Genomic DNA, 13,738 nt, shown 5'->3' on the forward strand with positions numbered 1-13,738 from the left:
GCCGTTACGACCCGTCCGCCGTAGCCCGGAGGGCGCAGGCGGAAGGCCGAATGACCGAGGCCGCTGCGTCGTCCTACTTCGGGAACATGCCGTCGAGGTCGGCCGGCTTCACCTGGCGCCCGTACTGGTTCAACTGGAACGCCTCGGCGTACTTCACCTTGGAGCCGCGGTCCTGGCCGTAGCGCGCGACGAGCTGGGCGCGGTACTGGTCGGCGACGGCGGCCGAGCGCTGCTTGGCCAGTTCGAGGAGGTACGCCGGGCGCTTGACCGGATCGTCCGGCACGTCGGGCCGCGTGCGTCCCTGCCAGGAGTCCTTGTCGCCGAACTGCGAGGGCATCGCGCTGACGCACGCCCACTTCTTGTCGGCGGCGGCGTCGATGTCCACGACGACGCTCGGCTCGAACGGCTTGGGGTCGATGAAGTTGTCGGAGTAGTTCAGGTAGATGGGATTGCCTGTGGTGGCCGGCGTGTCCTGCACGAAGAAGGCCGCGCCGACGACGACCGCGGTGTCGTTGAGCAGGACGCCGACGTAGCGGTGGTCCGGGTGGTAGTCGTACGGACGGTGGCCCATCACGATGTCGGCCTGCCACTCGCGGATCTTGCGCGCGAACATGCGGCGGTACTCCAGCGTCGGCTCGAGCTCACCGTCGTGGATGTCGAGCACGTCGGTGGTGATGCCCATGATCCGGGCACACTCCTGGACTTCCTTGTAGCGACGCTGGGCCAGTGGGCCGCCCGCCTCGCTGAAGTGCCCGATGTCGCCGTTGGTGGCGGCGACGAACTTCACCTTGTGGCCCGCGGCCGCCCAGAGCGAGGCGACGCCTGCCGCCTTCAGTTCGGCGTCGTCGGGGTGCGCGCCGAACGCGATGATGCGGAGTTGACGAGGGGCCGAGGGCTGCGTCGCCGACACGGCGACGCCGAGGGCGAGCAGGCACAGCCCGAGGGAGGGGAGGAGACGACGAGTCATGCCGCGCATTCTATTCGCTGCGCGCGGGAATCGGGAGTGGGGAGTCGGGCAGCCCTCGGAGCCGTGGTGCCTGCCGGGTACTCGGCGACTCCCGACTCCCGATTCCCGACTCCCGTCGGGAGGCTACCGTTCGATCCGGTAGTTCGGGCTTTCCTTGGTGATGATCACGTCGTGCACGTGGCTCTCGCGCTGCCCGGCCGGGGTGATCCGGATCAACTGGGCGTCGCGCTGCAGCGCCTCGATGTTGGCGCAGCCGCAGTAGCCCATGCCGGCGCGCAGGCCGCCCACCAGCTGGTGGACCATGGCAGACACCGAGCCCTTGTGCGCCACGCGCCCCTCGATGCCCTCGGGCACGAGCTTGTCGGTGCCCTCGCCGGTCATCGCGTTCAGCTCGAACTCGTCCTGGAAGTAGCGGTCGCGCGAGCCCTTGCGCATCGCGCCGATCGACCCCATGCCGCGGTACTCCTTGAACGAGCGGCCCTGGTACAGGATGACCTCGCCCGGGCTCTCGTCGGTGCCGGCAAACAGGCTGCCGATCATCACCGTGCTGCCGCCGACGGCGATTGCCTTGGTGATGTCGCCCGAATACCGGATGCCGCCGTCGGCGATCACCGGAATGCCGTGCGGCCGGGCGGCGCGCGCGCACTCGGCGATCGCCGAGACCATCGGCACGCCGATGCCGGCGATCACCCGGGTGGTGCAGATCGAGCCGGCGCCGATGCCCACCTTCACGGCGTCGACGCCGATCCTGATCAGGTCGACGGTCGCCGCGCCGGTGGCGACGTTGCCGGCCACGAGGTCGACGTTCGGGAAGGCGTGCCGCAGCTTGCGGACCATCTCGAGGACGTTGACCGAATGGCCATGCGCCGTGTCGATGACCAGCACGTCGACGTGCGCGGCGACCAGCGCCGCGGCGCGCTCCATCGTGTCCTTGGCGATGCCGACCGCCGCGCCGACGCGCAGCCGGCCGAGCGGGTCCTTGCACGCCATCGGGTACTTGATCGCCTTCTGGATGTCCTTGACGGTGATCAGTCCCTTGAGCCGGTACTCGTGGTCGACGACCAGGAGCTTCTCGACCTTGTGGCGGTGCAGGATGTCCTGCGCCTGGTCGAGCGTCGTGCCCACTGGAACCGTAATCAGGTTCTCACGGGTCATGATCTCCTGGATCGACCGCTCCAGGCGCGTCTCGAACCGCAGGTCGCGGTTGGTCAGGATGCCGACCAGCCGGCCTTCCTTGCTGCCGTCCTCGGTGATCGGCACGCCCGAGATGCGGTACTTGCGCATCAACTGGTGCGCCTCGGCGATCGTCTGCGAGGGCGACAGGGTGATCGGGTTGACGATCATGCCGCTCTCGGAGCGCTTGACCCGGTCGACCTCGTTGGCCTGGTCCTCGATCGGCAGGTTCTTGTGGACGATGCCGATGCCGCCCTGCTGCGCGACGGCGATGGCCAGCGACGACTCGGTCACCGTGTCCATCGCGGCGCTGGCCAGCGGCACGTTGAGGCGGATGTTGCGCGTGAACCAGGACGACACGTCGACCTGCGTCGGCAGGATCTCCGAGCGGCGGGGCACCAGGAGGATGTCGTCGAAGGTGAGCGCGGTCTGCAGGCCACGCTCCACTTGTTCAGCGGGCGAGAGGGCGGCGAGGGTGTCCGTGGTCGTCATGGGATCAGGCACGTGAAGACACGAAAGGCCGACAGACGTCGGCCTCGTGGTGTTCGAACGGACGGGGAGCGGTGACGCGCGCCATCGCCTGCGTCACAGGCCCGCCCCGTGGCACTTCTTGTACTTCTTGCCGCTGCCGCAGGGGCAGTCGTCGTTGCGGCCGACCTTCGGCACGTCGCGACGCACGGTCCGCACGCCGGCGTCGTCGCCGCCGACGCGCGCCGGCCTGGGGGGCGCCGCTGCCGCGGCGGCGGGGGCGCCGAACAGGGCGCCGGCCGACGATGGCGCAGGCCGGTTCTCCTGCACGCGCTGCGGGCGCTGGAAGATGTCGGGCGTGGCCGGCGGCCGCTGCACCGCCGGGACCGGCGCGGCCTGGCGCGGCGCGGGCGCGGCGGGCGCGGTCACCGTCGCCTCGTCGCTGGCCTCGAGCGCCTCGGCGGGCGAGGGCTCCGAGCGGCCGAACATCGGCCGCAGCCGCCACAGGTAGCGGACGGTCTCCTCGTCGACGCGCTGCTTCATCGCCTCGAAGAGCGCGTAGCTCTCCTTCTTGTACTCGACGAGCGGGTCGCGCTGGCCGTAGCCCCGCAGCCCGATGCCTTCCTTCAGGTGATCGAGGCTGTAGAGGTGATCCTTCCACTGCCCGTCGACCACCTGCAGCATCAGGTTGCGCTCGATCGGCGCCAGCACGCTGCGACCGGCCATCGAGAGGCGCGCGTCACCCTCCACCGTCTTCATCTGCTCGAAGAAGGTGGGTCCGGCGATCTGCGGGATGACCTCCTCCGGCAGCTGCAGCAGGTCGCGACCGACGGCCGCTTCCTTCTCCGCGTAGGCGTCCTCGACCTCGTCCCAGAGCTCGGTGCGGATCTGCTCGGCGGTCATCGTCTCGAGCGGCAGGTCACGCAGGATCTGCTCGTCGACGCCGAAGACCCGCTCGATCTCCTCGCGCAACTGCGCCAGGTCCCACTGCTCGGGGTGGTCCTTCACGCCGGCGTACTCGCTGACCAGCGCGCCGACCAGGTCCTCGGCCAGCACCATCAGGTACTCGCGCGAGTCGACCTCGCCGTCCTCGAGGCGGATGCTGCCCTCGAGCAACTGCCGACGCAGCGCGTAGACGCTCTCGCGCTGCTTGTTCATCACGTCGTCGTACTCGAGCAGGTGCTTGCGGATGCCGAAGTTCTGGGCCTCGACCTGCTTCTGCGCGCGCTGGATGGCCCGGGTGACCATCCGGCTCTCGATCGGCACGCCTTCTTCCATCCCGAGGCGCTGCATCAGCCCCGAGATGTTGGCCGACCCGAAGATGCGCATCAGGTCGTCCTCGAGCGACAGGTAGAAGCGCGAGGAGCCCGGGTCGCCCTGGCGACCGGCCCGGCCGCGCAACTGGTTGTCGATGCGCCGCGACTCGTGGCGCTCGGTGCCGACGATGTGCAGGCCGCCGAGGGCGATCACCTGCGCGTGCTCGGCCCGACACTCGTCGTCGAAGCTCTTGAAGATCGCGTTCCAGGTCGGCGTCGGCACCCGGTAGAAGTTGTCGACGTGGCGGAAGTAGACGAACTCCTCGTCGTCGACGTACTTCTCCTGGCCGCGCGGCACCTTCTCGGCGACTTCCTCGGCCAGGCACTGCTGGCGGGCCATGTGCTCGGCGTTGCCGCCCAGCAGGATGTCGGTGCCGCGGCCGGCCATGTTGGTGGCCACGGTGACCTTGCCCAGCCGACCGGCCTGCGCGACGATCTCGGCTTCCTGCGCGTGGTACTTGGCGTTGAGCACCACGTGCTTGACGCCCTTGCGCTTGAGCATCGTCGACAACAGCTCGGACTTCTCGACCGAGACCGTGCCGACCAGCACCGGGCGCCCCTTGGCCTGCTGCTGCGCGATGTCCTCGACGATCGCGTCGTACTTCTCGCGCTGCGTGCGGTAGACGGTGTCGGGCTCCTCGACGCGGATCAGCGGCCGGTTGGTCGGCACCGAGATCACGTCGAGCTTGTAGATCTTGTTGAACTCCTCCGCCTCGGTGTCGGCGGTGCCGGTCATGCCGGCGAGCTTCTCGTACTTGCGGAAGTAGTTCTGGAAGGTGATGGTCGCGAGCGTCTGGTTCTCGCGCTCGATCTTCACGCCTTCCTTGGCCTCGACGGCCTGGTGCAACCCGTCGCTCCAGCGACGCCCCGGCATGATGCGGCCGGTGAACTCGTCGATGATGACGACCTGCCCCTCGTCGTTGACCATGTAGTCGACGTCGCGACGGAACAGCGTGTGCGCCCGCAGGCCCTGCTGCACGTGGTGGAGCAGGGGCATGTTGGCCGGGTCGTACAGCCCCCCGGGCTGCAGCCGGTGCGCGAGCAGCTGCTCGGCGTGCGCCATGCCGCCTTCGGTCAGCGTCGCCGTCTTGTGCTTCTCGTCGACGATGTAGTCGCCGGTCGCCTCGAGCGCCTCGCGCTCCTCGGCCTTGACCTGTCCCTGGATCACCGCGCCCGGCTTCAGCTTCGGGATGATGCGGTCGACCTCGTAGTACAGGTCGGTGGACTCCTCGGCCGGGCCCGAGATGATCAGCGGCGTGCGCGCCTCGTCGATGAGGATCGAGTCCACCTCGTCGACGATCGCGTAGAAGTGCGGCCGCTGCACCATCTGCGACAGCTCGAACTTCATGTTGTCGCGCAGGTAGTCGAACCCGAACTCGTTGTTGGTGCCGTAGGTGATGTCGGCCGCGTACTGCCGCTGCCGCTCGTCGTCGCGCAGGTCGTGCTGGATGACGCCGACCGACATCTCGAGGTAGCGGTAGATGCGGCCCATCCACTCCGAGTCGCGGCGGGCCAGGTAGTCGTTCACCGTGACGACGTGCACGCCCTTGCCGGCCAGCGCGTTGAGGTAGGCCGGCAGCGTCGCGACCAGCGTCTTGCCCTCGCCGGTCTTCATCTCGGCGATGCGCCCGCGGTGCAGGACGATGCCGCCGATCAACTGGACGTCGTAGTGGCGCATGTGCACCACCCGACGCCCGGCCTCCCGGACGACGGCGAAGGCCTCGGGCAGCAGGTCGTCGATCGACTCGCCGCGCGCCAGGCGCTCCTTGAACTCGGCGGTCTTGCCACGCAGCTGGGCCTCGGTGAGCTGCTGCATGGCAGGCTCGAGCCCGTTGATGCGAGCGACGAGCGGCTGAATCCGCTTCAGCTCGCGTTCGTTCTGCGTGCCGATGACCTTGGCGAGTAGGGTATCGAGAACCAAAGGGTCTACCAGGAGGCGGGCCCGGAAGCGGGCACCGCGATCCTCCGATTGTAGGGAACGGCTGGAGGGGAGGCAACCCTGCGCGTCCGGAGCGCAGGTCCTGCCGCGCCGGCTAACGAGCGTCGCGCGCCACGAGGTACTGCAGCGGATTGACGGGGCGACCGTCGATCCACACCTCGTAGTGGAGGTGCGAACCGGTCGAGCGGCCGGTCGAGCCCGCCTCGCCGACGACCTGCCCACGCGTCACCGAGGTCCCCGGGCGGACCCGGTAGCGGGACAGGTGGGCGTAGCGGGTCTCGATGCCGAACCCGTGCGACACGATCACCAGGTTGCCGTACTCGGGGTGGTACCGTGCGTCGGTCACCACGCCGTCGGCCGTGGCGAAGACCGGATCACCGAGGTCGACGTCGAGGTCGAGCCCCGGATGCATGCTCGCGGCCGCGGTGAAGGGGTCGCGGCGGGTGCCGAAGCTCGACGACAGGGCGCCGAGGGCGGGCCAGATGGCCGGCGTGGCGCGGGCCAGGGCGGCGCGGCGCTCGAGGCGGGGCCGGGCCGTTTCCAGCCGCGACTCGAGGGCCGACAGCATCTGCCGCACCACCCCGACGGCATCAGGTTGCGCGGTCGGCCCGGTCAGGGCGATGCGCGCGGCTTCCGGCGACAGGCCGCCGAGCGCCGACTGCTGGACGCCCTTGGGCAGCCGTCCCATCGCCGTCCGCTCGGTGGCCGACGGCGACAGCTTCGAGATGTCGTCCACGACCGACTGCAGCGACGTGATCTGGGAGGTCAGCGCCCCGGTCGCCGAGCGCATCGTCTCGTTCTCGGCGCGCAGGGCCGACAGTTCGCTCTCCAGCGACGCCCGCTGCCAGGCCGCCTTGCGCGACGCACCGAGCACCATCAGCATCACGAGCACGCACAGCCCGACACCGACCACCACCACCGGACGCAGCGAGAGCGTCAGCCGACGGACCACGCCCGTGCGGCGATTGGCGATGATGAGGCTGTAGCGTGTCGACAGCATGACGTCTCCTCGACCGGCGACGCGCGGACGCGTTCCGGACGGGTTCTCCCACCGTGGTGCTTGCAGGAACGGGCAGGCGCGGTGCGGAGGCACCGACCAGGCGGGCAGTCTAGCATGGGCGGTACTGGAGCGCCTCTGCCAGATGGCTGCGCTGCAGTCCCTCGGTCCCGGCGAGATCGGCGATGGTCCGCGCCACCCGCAGCAGTCGGTCGGCGGCTCGCGCGCTCAGGTCGAGCCGGGCCATCGCCTGTGAGAGCAGGTCGGACACGGCGGGGTCGCGCCGCAGGGCCTCGAGCGGCCGCCCCTGCAGGCGACTGTTCACCTCGCGCTGTCGCGCCTGCTGGCGCTGCCTGGCGGCCAGCACGCGGCTCCGGACCACCACCGTCGACTCGGCGTCCGGAAGTCGACTGGTGAGGGCGCCCGGGTCCACGGGTGGCACCTGGACGACCAGGTCGATGCGGTCGAGCAGCGGCCCGGACACCCGGGAGGCGTAGCGGTCGGCCTCGCCCGGCCGGCATCGGCACGCCCGGCGGGGATGGCCGGCGTAGCCACACGGGCACGGGTTCATCGCCGCCACCAGGAGGAAGCCGGCAGGGAAGGTCACCGTTCGCGCGGCGCGCGCGACATGGACCACGCCTTCTTCGAGGGGCTGCCGCAGCACGTCGAGCGTGCGCCGCTCGAACTCCGGGAGTTCGTCGAGCAACAACACGCCGTGATGGGCGAGGCTGACCTCCCCCGGCCGCGGCTGCGGCCCGCCACCGATGAGCGCCGCGGTCGAGGCCGTGTGATGTGGGGCCCGGAACGGCCGCTCGCCCAGCAGCCCGCCATCGGGCGGCACGAGTCCGGCCGCCGAATGGACCGCCGTCGCCTCCAGCGCCTCCTCGAAGGACCACGGCGGGAGCAGGCCGGGAAGGCGCCGCGCCAGCATCGATTTCCCGGCGCCCGGCGGCCCCGAGAACAGCAGGTTGTGGTTTCCGGCCGCGGCGATTTCGAGCGCCCGCCGCGCCAGCGCCTGCCCGTGCACGTCAGCGAGGTCGACCGTCGAAACCGGCCCGGTGCGCACGAGGAGGGGAGTGGGCGGGTCGGGCTCCCGCAGCGCCCGCAACGCATCGCCGAGCGACGCGGCGCCCCTGACGTCCACGGCCGGCACCAGGCGGGCCTCGGCGACGTTGGCGCGTGGCACGACGACCATGTCGAGGCCAGCGGCGCGTGCCGCGAGAGTGGCCGGGAGCACGCCGCGACAAGGGAGCGCCCGGCCGTCGAGGGCCACCTCGCCGAGTACCAGCGCCCTGGCCACCGCCTCGGCCGGCACCTGACCGGCCGCCGCCAGCACGGCAAGGGCGATCGGCAGATCGAAACTACTTCCCGCTTTGCGCAGGTCCGCGGGCGCGAGGTTCACCGTGATGCGATGCGGCGGGAACTCCAGTCCGGCGCTCCGCACGGCGCTGCGCACCCGGTCGCGGCTTTCGCGCACGCTCGCATCGGGCAGGCCGACGACGGTGAAGGCGGGCAGGCCGAAGCTGACGTCGGCTTCGACGCGCACCAGTTCTGCGGCGACACCGACCAGCGCCGCCGCGTAGGTGAAGGCGAGCATGGCCGCCCGGGGTGCAAGCGGCGTGCGCGCGGCGTGAAACGAAAAACGCGTGACATCCCTCGGGAATTCACGCGTTTCACGGTGACGGGACGCAACAACTGCGCGGCCGGGCGGCGCCGGCTGCGGCAGGAACTGCGCGCTACTGGGCGGCGGCGCGGGCGCCCCCGCGATTGACGCGGATGGTCAGGCGGTCGCCGATGTCGAGGCGGTTGCCCTTCATGCGGTTCCAGGTCCGCAGGTCGGCCACGCTGACATCGTAGTTGCTGGCGATGGCGTACAGGGTCTCGCCGCGCTTGACGCGATGGGTGACCACCCGCACGTCCTCGTCGGCCTCCGTGGTCGCCGCGCGCGAGGCCGCCACCGACTCGGGACGCGATGGCACGGACCGGGGCCCCGACGCGAGCAACGGCGCCGACGGAGCCCGCGGAATCAGCAGGCGCTGGCCGGGGCGCACGGACGCCTTCACGGCCAGGCCGTTGGCTTCGGCCAGGTCACCCCTCGACACGCCGAGGGTCCGGGCGATCGAGGCCAGCGACTCGCGGCGACGCACCGTGTGGAACTTCAACGCCGAGAGTTCCGAGGCATCCGCAGCCGTCAGCCGAGCCGACAGCGCCGGCCCGGTTCCGGCCGGCACCTTGACCTCGTACTCGGGATACCGCAACGGCGTGGTCCACCGTCGCAGTTCCGGGTTGAGCGCCTGGATCTCGTCGATCGAGGCGCCGGTCCACTCGGCGACGCGCCGCAGGTCGATCGCCCCGGCCACCCGCACCTTGTCGTACTCGAGCGCCTCGACGGCCGGCGCCTCGAACCCGTACTGCGTGGGGTTCTTGGCGATGATCACCGCCGCGAGGATCATCGGCACGTACTCGCGGGTCTCGCGCGGCAGGTACCGGTCGTCGGCGGTGAGCTCCCAGAAGTCGCTCAGGCCGGAGGCCCGCATGGCGCGCTGCACGCGCCCGGGGCCGCCGTTGTACGACGCCATGGCGAGATGCCAGTCGTCGAACATGTTGTAGAGCGTCTTGAAGTACTTCGCCGCGGCGCGCGTCGCCTTCTCCGGGTCGGCCCGCTCGTCGATGTACCAGTCCTGCTTCAGGCCGTGGTCGAGGGCCGTGCCGCGCATGAACTGCCACATGCCGCGGGCGCTGGCCCGGGACAGGGCGGTCGGCTTGAACGCGCTCTCGATGAGCGGCACGTAGGCCAGGTCGAGCGGCACTCCCTCGGCCCGAAACACGCTCTGCACCATCGGCAGGTACTTGCTGCCGCGCTGCAACCCGCCGGCGAGGAAGTCGCGGAGACGGCCCTGGAACAACTCCACGTAGCCGAGCACCCGATCGTTCAGCGGGATGGGAATGTCGTGCGAGGTCTGCGCGAGGTCCAGCTGGACCGTCTGCTCGACCACCCGCGCCGGGGCGGCCGGCGGTGCGAAGGTCGCCACCTCGAGCAACTGATCGATGGCCGCCGGCTCGGACGCCTTCTCCGTGAAGCCGTCGCCCTTCTGCAGGGCGAGCGTCTCGTGGGCGGCGATCCGGTCGACCAACCGGTCGAAGTGCTGGCGCAGCTTCGGATCGACCCGCGCTCCCTGTGGCGCGTCGAGCAGGACGTCGAGCGACTTGTCGAAGGCGGCACGCGCCTGCTCGAGGTGGCCCAGCGACAACTCGCGTTCGCCGAGCGCGTACAGGCGGTCGGCCTCCGCGATCAGCGCGGCGGCGGGGTCGACGACCGGCGCCGGCGCGGCCGGAGCCGCGGCCTCGTTGGCCGGCATGGGCGGACGGGGCGTCACCGCCACCTGCGGTGCCGGATTGCGGCTGCACGCCGCGGACGCCAGGAGGACTGCAAACGGCAGCCCGAACGTTCGTCGCATCTGGGCGCTCCCCTGCCGGACCAAACAGCACAACGTGCGTGCGACCGGCGGGTGGCTCGCTCCTGGGGGAGAGGAGCCGGTCAGGTGTTCCCTGCAGGCCGAAACCTGCGAACGAAGTTGGGGTCCGATCAAGTCGGACAGGAATCCAACGCCTTGGATCGGAGATCCGACCGTTCGGCGACCCGCGGAAGGTAGCACCGCCCGGGGACCGGGGTCAAGACAACCGTATGACGGACGGACAGGACTCAGGCGTCCACGAACACGTCGTTGGCGTCGCCCAGTTCCCGCGCCGCTGGAGTGACGATGGCCCGGGCGGCGAGTCGGATGCGCTGACCGGCCCGCAGGGCCTGTCGGACATCGTCCTCACAGACGAAATCGACGGCTGGCCCGACGTTCTGCACCTCGAGCGGCGCCGGCGGCAGGGGCGCTGCGGCGGCGGCCGGGTTCAGGGCTGGCGCAGACGTGGCGGCCCCACCGACGTGGCCCTCGGCGGGGCCGACGACGACCGTGGTGGCCGGCGTGATTCCGCGGCTGGCCAGGAACCCGTCGATGCGGGCCGACAGGGCAGAGGAGTCCAGTGTGCGCACGCGCTCGGGCACGGCGGGGCGGAGGCTCGAATCGGCAGCAGCCATGGCCATCGGGCGGGCGGCCGGCGATGGGCCGGGCGCCGGACGAAGTTCGTAGGCGACCCGCTTGATGTTCAGCAGGTGCATCGGCGAGATGTTGTCGGACGTGATGTTGCCGCCGTACCCGCCGCACCCCAGCGTCATGGCCGGATCGAGGCCGGTCGTCAGGCCCACCGACCCGTGCGTGGTCGGCGTGTTCACCACGATCCGGAAGGCCGGCTTGTGCAGGCCGAACTGCAGGACGACGTCGTCGTCGGTGGCGTGGACCGACATGGTATGGCCCATCCCGCCGTAGCGCAGGATCGCCTTGCAGCGCTCGCAGCCCGCCTTCCAGTCGTCGACGACGTAGTACGACAACACGGGGCAGAGCTTCTCGATCGAAAGCGGGTAGTCGCGCCCGACGCCGTCCAGTTGGGCGATCAACGCCCTGGTCCCGGCCGGCACGGTCAGGCCGACGGCCTGGGCGATCTCCAGGGCGGTGCGACCGACGAGGGCAGGGTTGGGCAGGCGCTGCGGCGTCACCAGGACGCCCGCGAGCTTCTGGGCGTCGTCGGCCGACAGGAAGTGCCCGCCATTGGCGGCCAGGGCCGCCTTCAAGGGTTGGTCGATGGCCCTGTCGGCGACGATCGAGTTCGGCGACGAGCAGAGCAGGCCGTTGTCGAAGGTCTTGCCGAGGATGATGTCGCGCGCCGCCTTCGGCACGTCGGCGCTCTGGTGGACGTAACACGGCGCGTTGCCGGGGCCGACGCCGTAGGCCGGCTTGCCGGCCGAGTACGCGGCACGCACCAGGCCGAGGCCGCCGGTCGCCAGGATGACGGCGACTTCACGCTGCCGCATCAGCTCCTGCGTGCCTTCGAGGGTCACCGTCTGCATCCAGCCGATGCTGTTGGCCGGGGCGCCAGCCCTGGCGGCGGCGGCCGCCATGATCTCGGCGGTGCGACTGATGCAACGGGCCGCCGACGGGTGCGGGCTCAGGACGATCGCGCAGCGGGCCTTGAGGGCGATGAGGATCTTGTACATCGCCGTCGAGGTCGGGTTGGTGGTCGGGACGATGCCGGCGACCACGCCGAACGGCTCGGCGATCTCGATGATCTTGCGAGTGTCGTCGCGGCGGAGCACCCCGACCGTCTTCATCGGCCGGATGAACTCGTACACCTGCTCGGCCACGAAGCGGTTCTTGGTGATCTTGTCTTCGTAGACGCCGAAGCCGGTCTCCTCGCGGGCCATCCGGGCCAGCGCCTCGACTTCGGAACGCACGGCCGCCGCCATGCCATCGACGATGGCGTCAATCTGGGCCTGGGACAGTTCGGCCAACTGGGCCTGCGCGAGGCGGGCGGCGCGCGCAAGGGCGCGGGCCTCGGCGATGGAGGCCAGGTCCTTGTCTGACGGGGGCGCGGCTGAGACGTCGGCCATGCGCAGCGAGGCCGGAGGCGGCTACTTGACGGCCGGGGCGGCGGGCTTGGGGAGGATCCGCTCGACTTCGGCGTGGGGGCGTGGAATCACGTGCACCGAGATCAGCTCGCCGACCCGGCGAGCCGCGGCGGCACCGGCGTCGGTGGCCGCCTTGATGGCGCCGACGTCACCGCGCGCCATCACCGTGACGTACCCCGCCCCGATGTATTCCTTGGCGATCAGCTGCACGTTCGCGGCCTTCACCATCGCGTCGGCCGCCTCGATGGCGCCGATGAGGCCACGGGTTTCGATGAGTCCGAGGGCGTCTCCCATGAATTCGTGCGGACTCTAGCATGTTGCCCCTGAGGCCGCAACGGTTTACCCTAGGCTGTTTGCCGGGGGCTCCCGGACCCTGGTGATGTCCGTTCCCTTCGTTTTCGAGGAGTACCGAGGCGTGAAACCCTTAGCCGCCTGCGTCGTCATGGCCATGGCCCTCTCTGCCGTGGCCGGGTGCAAGAAGAAGGAAGACACCCAGCCGCCCGTCGCGACCGCGACGTTCTCGTCAAGCCGCGCCAAGGCGCCGCTCGGCAGCCCCCTCGACCTGACGTACCGATTCGTCGTGGCGGCCAATGCGCCCGCGTTCGACAAGGAGTACCGGGTCCTTGTCCACTTCCTGGATTCCGACGACCAGCTGATGTGGACCGACGACCACTTCCCGCCGACCTCCACCAAGGACTGGAAGCCGGGGCAGCGGATCGAGTACGTGCGCACGATGTTCGTGCCGCAGTATCCGTACATGGGCCAGGCGACCATTCGCATCGGCCTGTACGACCCCGAGACCGGCGCGCGCCTGCCGCTGGGTGGGGAGAACGACGGCCAGCGGGCCTACAAGGCGGGCTCGCTCGAGCTGCTGCCGGCCTCCGACAACGTCTTCGTGCAGTTCAAGGACGGCTGGCATAACGCCGAGGTCGCGGCCGAGAACGCACAGGTCGAGTGGCAGTGGACCAAGAAGACGGCCACCCTCGCGCTTCGCAACCCGCGCCGCGATGCCACCTTCTTTCTGCACTTCGACGGCCGTCCGGATCTGGTGCCCGGCCAGGTGGTGACGGTGCGCATCGGTGACACGGTGCTCGACACCTACAACCTGACCACCACCGAGGAGATCATCCGGCGCATCCCGGTGACGGCCGCGCAGTTCGGCGAGGCCGAGAACGTCGACGTGACCATCGAGGTCAACCAGGCGTTCGTGCCGGCGCAGACCCCCGCCGCCAAGTCCTCAGACCCGCGCGAGCTCGGCATCCGCGTCTTCCACGCCTTCATCGAGCCGAAGTAGCTGTTCCGCCGTCCCAGGTAGGGCCGGGTGTCCCACCCGGCCGCCTCCCACTCTGGGCCGGTCTCGGCA

General features: G+C 70.3%; 9 protein-coding genes. 1 reads left to right on the forward strand and 8 read right to left on the reverse strand.

Annotated features, from left to right (window positions below; all coding sequences use genetic code 11):
• Positions 1–73: 73 nt before the first annotated feature.
• The 8 genes from TBR22_RS12645 to TBR22_RS12680 all read right to left on the reverse strand — a co-directional run bounded on the left by TBR22_RS12645 (position 74) and on the right by TBR22_RS12680 (position 12,669).
• The gene (locus TBR22_RS12645) at positions 74–967 is read right to left on the reverse strand and encodes a PIG-L deacetylase family protein (RefSeq protein WP_239493351.1); all 894 of its coding nucleotides are present in this window, start codon (positions 965–967) and stop codon (positions 74–76) included.
• Positions 968–1,090: 123 nt separating this feature from the next.
• Positions 1,091–2,632 carry an IMP dehydrogenase gene (gene guaB / locus TBR22_RS12650; RefSeq protein WP_239493352.1) on the reverse strand — a complete coding sequence of 514 codons (1,542 nt, stop codon included), beginning with the start codon at positions 2,630–2,632 and terminating at the stop codon, positions 1,091–1,093.
• 93 nt (positions 2,633–2,725) lie between these two features.
• The gene (gene secA / locus TBR22_RS12655; protein ID WP_239493353.1) at positions 2,726–5,845 is read right to left on the reverse strand and encodes a preprotein translocase subunit SecA; all 3,120 of its coding nucleotides are present in this window, start codon (positions 5,843–5,845) and stop codon (positions 2,726–2,728) included.
• A 112-nt stretch (positions 5,846–5,957) separates the two neighbouring features.
• Positions 5,958–6,863: a M23 family metallopeptidase gene (locus TBR22_RS12660; protein WP_239493354.1), complete on the reverse strand. Its 906-nt coding sequence runs from the start codon at positions 6,861–6,863 to the stop codon at positions 5,958–5,960.
• 109 nt (positions 6,864–6,972) lie between these two features.
• On the reverse strand, positions 6,973–8,457 hold the full coding sequence (locus tag TBR22_RS12665; protein ID WP_239493355.1) for a YifB family Mg chelatase-like AAA ATPase: 1,485 nt from the start codon (positions 8,455–8,457) through the stop codon (positions 6,973–6,975).
• A 139-nt stretch (positions 8,458–8,596) separates the two neighbouring features.
• Positions 8,597–10,318, reverse strand: coding sequence for a lytic transglycosylase domain-containing protein (locus TBR22_RS12670; protein WP_239493356.1), 1,722 nt, complete (start codon positions 10,316–10,318; stop codon positions 8,597–8,599).
• A 245-nt stretch (positions 10,319–10,563) separates the two neighbouring features.
• Positions 10,564–12,357, reverse strand: coding sequence for an aldehyde dehydrogenase family protein (locus TBR22_RS12675; protein WP_239493357.1), 1,794 nt, complete (start codon positions 12,355–12,357; stop codon positions 10,564–10,566).
• A 21-nt stretch (positions 12,358–12,378) separates the two neighbouring features.
• A complete protein-coding gene (locus tag TBR22_RS12680; RefSeq protein ID WP_239493358.1) occupies positions 12,379–12,669 on the reverse strand; it encodes a BMC domain-containing protein in 291 nt (96 codons plus the stop codon).
• A gap of 85 nt (positions 12,670–12,754) precedes the next feature.
• Between TBR22_RS12680 and TBR22_RS12685 the strand changes: the two genes are divergently transcribed.
• Positions 12,755–13,669 (forward strand): hypothetical protein, encoded by a 915-nt coding sequence (locus TBR22_RS12685; RefSeq protein WP_239493359.1) that lies wholly within the window; start codon positions 12,755–12,757, stop codon positions 13,667–13,669.
• Positions 13,670–13,738 lie beyond the last annotated feature (69 nt).

Source organism: Luteitalea sp. TBR-22 (assembly GCF_016865485.1).
In the GTDB taxonomy this organism is placed as follows: Bacteria; Acidobacteriota; Vicinamibacteria; order Vicinamibacterales; family Vicinamibacteraceae; genus Luteitalea.

Coding starts and splice junctions, on each gene's coding strand:
- TBR22_RS12680 (WP_239493358.1), bottom strand. CDS start 12,669: ATGGGAGACGCCCTCGGACTCATCGAAACCCGTGGCCTCATCGGCGCC.
- TBR22_RS12660 (WP_239493354.1), bottom strand. CDS start 6,863: ATGCTGTCGACACGCTACAGCCTCATCATCGCCAATCGCCGCACGGGC.
- TBR22_RS12685 (WP_239493359.1), top strand. CDS start 12,755: ATGTCCGTTCCCTTCGTTTTCGAGGAGTACCGAGGCGTGAAACCCTTA.
- TBR22_RS12675 (WP_239493357.1), bottom strand. CDS start 12,357: ATGGCCGACGTCTCAGCCGCGCCCCCGTCAGACAAGGACCTGGCCTCC.
- TBR22_RS12665 (WP_239493355.1), bottom strand. CDS start 8,457: ATGCTCGCCTTCACCTACGCGGCGGCGCTGGTCGGTGTCGCCGCAGAA.
- guaB (WP_239493352.1), bottom strand. CDS start 2,632: ATGACGACCACGGACACCCTCGCCGCCCTCTCGCCCGCTGAACAAGTG.
- TBR22_RS12645 (WP_239493351.1), bottom strand. CDS start 967: ATGACTCGTCGTCTCCTCCCCTCCCTCGGGCTGTGCCTGCTCGCCCTC.
- TBR22_RS12670 (WP_239493356.1), bottom strand. CDS start 10,318: ATGCGACGAACGTTCGGGCTGCCGTTTGCAGTCCTCCTGGCGTCCGCG.